Below are 6,115 nucleotides of genomic sequence, written 5' to 3'. Positions count from 1 at the left end.
GGCATTGGAAGATCCGCATTGTCACGATGTTGCCGAACTGCGTGATCCGCGACACCGCCATGAGATCAATAGATCCAACAGGGACGACGTGAACGTCAACTGGCAGGTCCGATAGGGCGCTGGCAAGCGCGAGAGCAGTCGGAACATCGGGCTCCGAGGTCAAAATGACAATGTCATCTGCGCGGAGGGGCCGGCAATTTGCGACTAGTTGGCGGGTATCAGGTAGCACTTCGACCGCGCCGGGACGGGCCACGACTGAGGTGTCGGTGCGAGCCGTCGGAAAGTCGAACGAACGGATGGTTCGGATTCCGGTGGCGACTGCTCGAGCGGAAAATTGGGAGCAATGACTCGGCCCCCCTATGAGTATGATGCGCCTGGCGTCGATCAACCCTGATGCAATGGCAGGCTGAAGTAGTGAGAACCATATTGCCCGTGTGCAAAGCACCGTAAAGAGGACACTCACTGACTGTGCGATAATAGTCGCGCGCGAGTAGCCTTCTGAGATTTTCAGAAGGAATATCGTCGAGATGAAGAAGGAGAATACGAAGAAGACGCTGCTGGCGCCGCTCCACAGGAATACGTGCCGGGGCTGTGTCTGGATCCGGGAATATTGCCGGAGCCCCAGGGAAACAAGCAACTGCAATGTTGAAATCAGAAACGATTCTTGCATGTACTTGGCGGCATCCGGCGAGTCCAGCAGGATCAAATGATAGAGGACGGCTGCGGAATAAGCCGCCAAGGCTACCAGTAGGAATTCGGTACCTGCTGCCAATGCTAGTAGGGCAGCCAATCGGCGCCTTCCGACGCCTGCTGGGATCGCTCTTCCGGCCTCGATGGAACGTGCCGGAGGCTTGGTGGAGGCCGGCAAATTGGAAAAGGACGCATAAGTCATCGCACCACCCGGCCAATCACTCCGATTTCTAAGGAGAAAGTAGCATTCGGACCACTGGGTGGAAATTGCCTATAAATGAGTAGCGTGAGGAGTACCTACGATGGTCGATTGAGCTGCGCCGGTGCGGGACTTAATTGTCGGAATCGATTTCAATAGTGAGTGGAAGACAAATCAAACGAACACGGCGAAGAAGGCACTGAACGGCCCATCGCCAGTGAGGAAATATAACGGTGAGTTTGCGGTCGTCCGTCGACAGTTCTTCGACGATAGCGATGTCGGCGCGCTGCTGTCGGCGCACGGGACTTGAAGGATTTCACCGAATGAGGAAGGATGTCACCGTATGAGCACGTTGGTGCAGAGAGTTGCCGTCTTACCGAACTCGATGTTGCGCAATCGTTTCCATATCAATGTGTTTGGCCGTAACCTGAGCCGTTGCATCAAATGGGGCATGGTGGCTTTTGGCCTGACAATTTCCGTCGCTCAAGCAAACGCCGAATATCGAATAAGCATCGGAGACGTGCTAGAGATCACGGTGGCGGGCGTGCCGGAGCTACGGCATCGTGCTCTCGTCCAAGTGGACGGGAATATTTCGTTGCCACTGGTCGGAATGCTTCCCGTAGCCGGCCTGCCTTTGCCGCAGGTCCGAGCCCAAATCGGGGCCGCACTGGCAAGCAAGGTGTTTCGACAGAGGACTTCGGATGGTCGCGAGGCCGTCATCGTGATCGACGCGGGTGAGGTCACGACGATCGTGGCGGAGTACAGGCCGGTCTACATAAACGGGGACGTGTCGAAGCCGGGCGAGTACCCTTATCGTCCCGCCACCACCGTACGCCAACTCGTCGCTGTGGCGGGCGGCTACGACGTCATACGCATCAGAATGAATAATCCGTATCTCGAGTCAGCGGACTTGAGAAGTGAGTACGGATCGCTTTGGACAGAACTCGCCAAAGAACAGGCGCGTATGTGGCGCATCAAGAACGAGCTCGGAGAGGCGACGCAGCTCAATCCTGGCATTCCGACGGACGTGCCCATAGCTCGATCGGCGATTTCGGCAATCGTCAATGCAGAAACGGAATACTTGAAAACGAAGCAGAGTGACTATCAGCAGGAAAAGTCGTTCCTTCAGCGCGGTGTCCAACAGGGAGACGACCAGGTCCGCGTGTTGTCAGAGCAGCAGAAAAATGAGGAAGAAGGATTTCGGGCAGATCTCGAAGAACTGCAAAAAGCGTCCGACCTCTTTGCCAAGGGTTCCGTGATCGGCCCTCGCGTTACAGATGCGCGGCGCGCGGTGCTGCTGTCTTCAACACGGAAGCTGCAGACCGCTGCGCTACTAATGCAGGTCAAGAGGCAACAGGACGAGCTCTCTAGAAAGCTTGTAAAGCTCGACGATCAGCGGAGGCTTGACCTGCTCCGTGAGCTGCAAGACACGAGCTTAAAGCTCAACCAAATTCGCGAGAAGCTGCAGAGCGTCGGAGAGAAGCTTCAGTACACTGCGATGGTTCGGTCGCAACTCACGCGGGGGGCCGGCAGYAAACCGGACATTGCCATCATTAGAAAAGGCGAGAAAGGGCCGGAACAGATTATCGCGAGCGAAGATACCGAGTTGCAGCCGGGTGACGCCGTCGAGGTCTCGCTGCGATACCAGGACGGTCCTGACGCGCCTCTCCGAAGGCAAAGCAGTTCAAATCTCCGAACAGGGACAGGCCGGACCGACCTAACCGCAGCCGATTCACCGCGCGTCGGCGCCAGGTGACGAGGGCTGCCGCAACTCAGGAACGTAAGTCACGTGACGATATAAATCCTCCGCCGCTGTCGGCGTGGATTTTCCGGTTCCGGCTGAAACAGGCAAGCGAGAGCGGCGCGGCCGAACTGCAGAACTCCCTGGAAGAGGAGCGCGAGCGGTCCGCGGGGCTGCAGCAGGATCTGGCGACAGCACGGCATGATGTCGGGCCCAGACCGCGCTGACCGCAAAGGCAACTCAGGATGTTCTGCGGTGGAAGCAGGCGGCAGGATCAAGAAATATTCCCGGTTTTTCCTCGCTCTCGATCGCCTTTGTCGCGTGCCCCATCGGAAGCTCTCCGCAAGGTGCCAATGGGTAGTCCTTCGGGGCTGTTGCACCCGGCTGCCAACGAGAGTCACGTGGAGGGATGACGGTCTCTGGAGTGCATAAGCCGGCGCCGATGCAGGCGTCGCACGGGGCCAGTTGGGCGAATGCGGAAGGTGTCCGAAATGATCTTGGTGACCGGAGGTGCCGGCTATATCGGGTCCCACGTTTGTATCGCGTTGCTGGACGCCGGGTTCGATGTCGTCGTCGTCGATAATCTTTCCAACAGCAGCAAGGCCTCGCTTGAGCGGGTCCAATCCATCTGCGGGCGATCGCTCGTCTTCCGGAACGCAGACATCCGGAATGAAGTGGTGATCTACGACATGCTTCGTGCCTCTGGAGTGACTGCGGTCATTCACCTTGCAGGGCTGAAGGCGGTGGGCGATTCCAACGTGCGGCCCATGATGTATTACGAGAACAACGTCCTGGGAACGATGCGACTGGTGTCGGCCATGAAGAGGGCGAATGTAAAGACGCTCGTCTTCAGCTCGTCCGCGACCGTCTACGGGATCCCTAGATACCTGCCGCTCGACGAGAAGCATCCCCTCGGTCCGACCAATCCGTACGGCCGCACAAAGCTCGTCATCGAAGAGATGCTGAAGGACCTCTGCAGGTCCGACGACGCTTGGCGGATCGGCAATCTGCGCTACTTCAATCCGGTCGGCGCGCACGAAAGCGGGCTCGTCGGGGAAGACCCGCTGGGCGTTCCCAGCAACCTGTTGCCGTTTGTGGCGCAGGTGGCGATTGGACGGCGGGAGAAGCTGCAGATCTGGGGAGACGACTATGACACGCCTGATGGCACCGGAATCCGCGACTTCATTCATGTGGTCGATCTCGCATCCGGGCATTTGAGTGCCTTGCGCCGGCTCAGACAACCCGGCCTGATCACGGTCAATCTTGGAACGGGCAACGGCAGCAGCGTTCTGGACATTGTCCGCGCGTTTGAATTGGTGAGCGGGCGATCAATCCCCTATGAAATCGGGGAGCGCCGGGCCGGTGATGTCGCCGCCTGCTATGCCGACCCGACGTTTGCGAAGGACGCGTTGGGCTGGGCATCGACGCGGTCGTTGGAGCAAATGTGTGTGGACCATTGGCGTTGGCAATTGCAGAACCCCAACGGTTATCAGGGCAGCGAGCTTCCGAAGGTTCGCGAGCGGTCCAGGCATCTCCGTCGTCATGCCTGAGCGTGCGCGTCCGAGGTGTTGGAACGCGCACCTGACCGCATGAGTGGAGTTCGGGGCGCGCCGCGGCAGCGTGCATGCCGCCCAACAGAGGTAGCCCGTAATGACCCAAAATCTCCTCACCGCAGAGCAAGCCTGCAGATAAGATGCAGTCGCGCCTGGGGATTTGCGATGCCACACTATCGTGTGTACGTTCTGGACGAACACGGCCAGTTGGGTAGCGTGGTCAACCTTCATTGCCCAGACGAKGCGTCCGCAACCGAGCGGGCCGGGCGGTTGGCGAACGGTCACGAGGTTCAGCTTTGGCGACTGGTCGCCGAGCTCAAATTTGACGATCCGCAGCACCGACCCAAGCGGCGGCGGAGTGTCCGCGCACCAATGCACTAAGATCGAATGCCGCTAGCGTGCATTCGTCTTGCGTCTCTTTGACAGTTTTGTGCGCATCGACCGCGACATCATCGAGTCCGGAAACAAGGGCTCGCGCGTGGGAAACCGGCGCACGATCACCCCCGGCCGAGAGCGGACGCTGCTAGCAATCAAGGGCCCTTCCAAAAACCCACTGCTTTGAAATCTCCTCGCGAAGCGGGCTTCCGAACATGCGGTATGTCGCGTGCGCATTCGCGCTGCGCGCCGTGGAATTCCCTGTTATCAACATCGAGATGATATCGGAACGACCCTTCCCGCTCTTGCGGGCAACCGAGCAGAAGGCGGCGAGCGTTGCGCAGGAAGTGGTCAAGGCGGAGCGGCGCACGAGGCTTCAGCATCTGACCGCRMCGGTCGACGGCGTCGTGCAACAGCTCGCCGTTCASACGGKGGGAGGCGTGGTGACGCCGGCGCAGGCKCTGGYCATCGTGGTYCCGAGCGAGAGTCAGCTCGAGATCGAGGCCATGCTCTCCAACCGCGACATCGGATTCGTCCATCCCGGACAGAMGGCGGAAATCRAGATCGATWCGTTCAACTTCACGCGCTATRGGCTGCTGCATGGGGACGTGCTCAGCGTGTCGACGGATGCCATCACGCGCGACAGGCAAGGCGGATCGAACGACCGCGCGTCGGGGACGGCGCAAGGCAGTAGCGAGCCGAAAGGCCAGGAGCTGGAATATGCGGCGCGCGTTTCACTCGACCGCACGCAGATGCAGGTGGAGGACAAGCTCGTCAAGCTCGGCCCCGGCATGGCGGTGACGGTCGAAATCAAGACCGGCGCGCGCAGGATCATCAGCTATCTTCTCTCGCCGCTGGCGAGATACAAGCAGGAGGCGCTGCGGGAGCGATAGAGAGCGAGCTCCCGCAATGCCTGTGCGCTCCGCGTCGTCAACCCGAGGAGAGTGTCGGCGCGATCTTCGCGTGCTGTTCACGCGAGATCAGCAGGGAAAATCCTGTCGGCGCCTGTCGGGAGGTCGACGAAAGTGTCGCAGCTTCACTCCGCGATGGGACCATTCGCACGACGGCAGTCGTCTCCTGGTCCCTTTGCCTACTTGCCGAACCGTACCGCCGTGCCAGTCCCTCGGTCCACGCCCTTGCGGAGTAGGCCGTCCATAGGCGGTACCGCGACGTGACTAGACCGGGGGACCAAGGGAGCCGTCTGCTCGGTTTCGGAGATCACCTCGAGAGGCTTCACGATACCTCTGCCTGCATCGACGGCTGTCGGCGCGTGGTTGTTTGCCGCTCGCACCAGAGATCCATGGTTCATTCCCCAGATCGCTGCCTGAGTCCGGTTCTGAACCCGGATCTTCCGCAGGATCGCCTTGACGTGGACCTTCACGGTGGCCTCGGCGATATCGATCTTTCGAGCAACGCACTTGTTTGAATCGCCTTCGATGAGGCAGGATAGAATTGCCTTTTCGCGCGGAGAGAGCTGCGGCGGGATCGCGTCCTCTGGAGCGACGCGGATCGCGTGTTCATTTTGGCTGCGCAGCGTCGTTTCGTGCTCGCGTTCAC

The 6,115-nt window shown here is 59.7% G+C and carries 3 protein-coding genes and 2 pseudogenes; 3 read left to right on the top strand and 2 right to left on the bottom strand.

The features are described from left to right. Nucleotides 1-892 (bottom strand): annotated as a pseudogene (locus tag ACXJMY_RS37530) (undecaprenyl-phosphate glucose phosphotransferase); the annotation flags it as partial. A 340-nt stretch (nucleotides 893-1,232) separates the two neighbouring features. Between ACXJMY_RS37530 and ACXJMY_RS37525 the strand changes: the two are divergent. The 3 genes and pseudogenes from ACXJMY_RS37525 to ACXJMY_RS37515 all read left to right on the top strand — a co-directional run. After that, the gene (locus tag ACXJMY_RS37525) at nucleotides 1,233-2,645 is read left to right on the top strand and encodes a polysaccharide biosynthesis/export family protein (RefSeq protein ID WP_456624386.1); all 1,413 of its coding nucleotides are present in this window, start codon (nucleotides 1,233-1,235) and stop codon (nucleotides 2,643-2,645) included. A 476-nt stretch (nucleotides 2,646-3,121) separates the two neighbouring features. Further along, nucleotides 3,122-4,180: a UDP-glucose 4-epimerase GalE gene (galE, locus tag ACXJMY_RS37520; RefSeq protein ID WP_456624385.1), complete on the top strand. Its 1,059-nt coding sequence runs from the start codon at nucleotides 3,122-3,124 to the stop codon at nucleotides 4,178-4,180. Nucleotides 4,181-4,863: 683 nt separating this feature from the next. Beyond that, nucleotides 4,864-5,451: pseudogene (locus tag ACXJMY_RS37515) on the top strand (HlyD family efflux transporter periplasmic adaptor subunit); the annotation flags it as partial. A 197-nt stretch (nucleotides 5,452-5,648) separates the two neighbouring features. Here ACXJMY_RS37515 and ACXJMY_RS37510 read toward each other — a convergent pair. After that, the coding region (locus ACXJMY_RS37510; RefSeq protein WP_456624384.1) for a LuxR C-terminal-related transcriptional regulator at nucleotides 5,649-6,115 on the bottom strand (467 nt) is incomplete at its 5' end.

The sequence above is a fragment of the Bradyrhizobium sp. P5_C12 genome, assembly GCF_054049735.1.
This window is presented reverse-complemented; position numbering and strand designations above follow the sequence as displayed.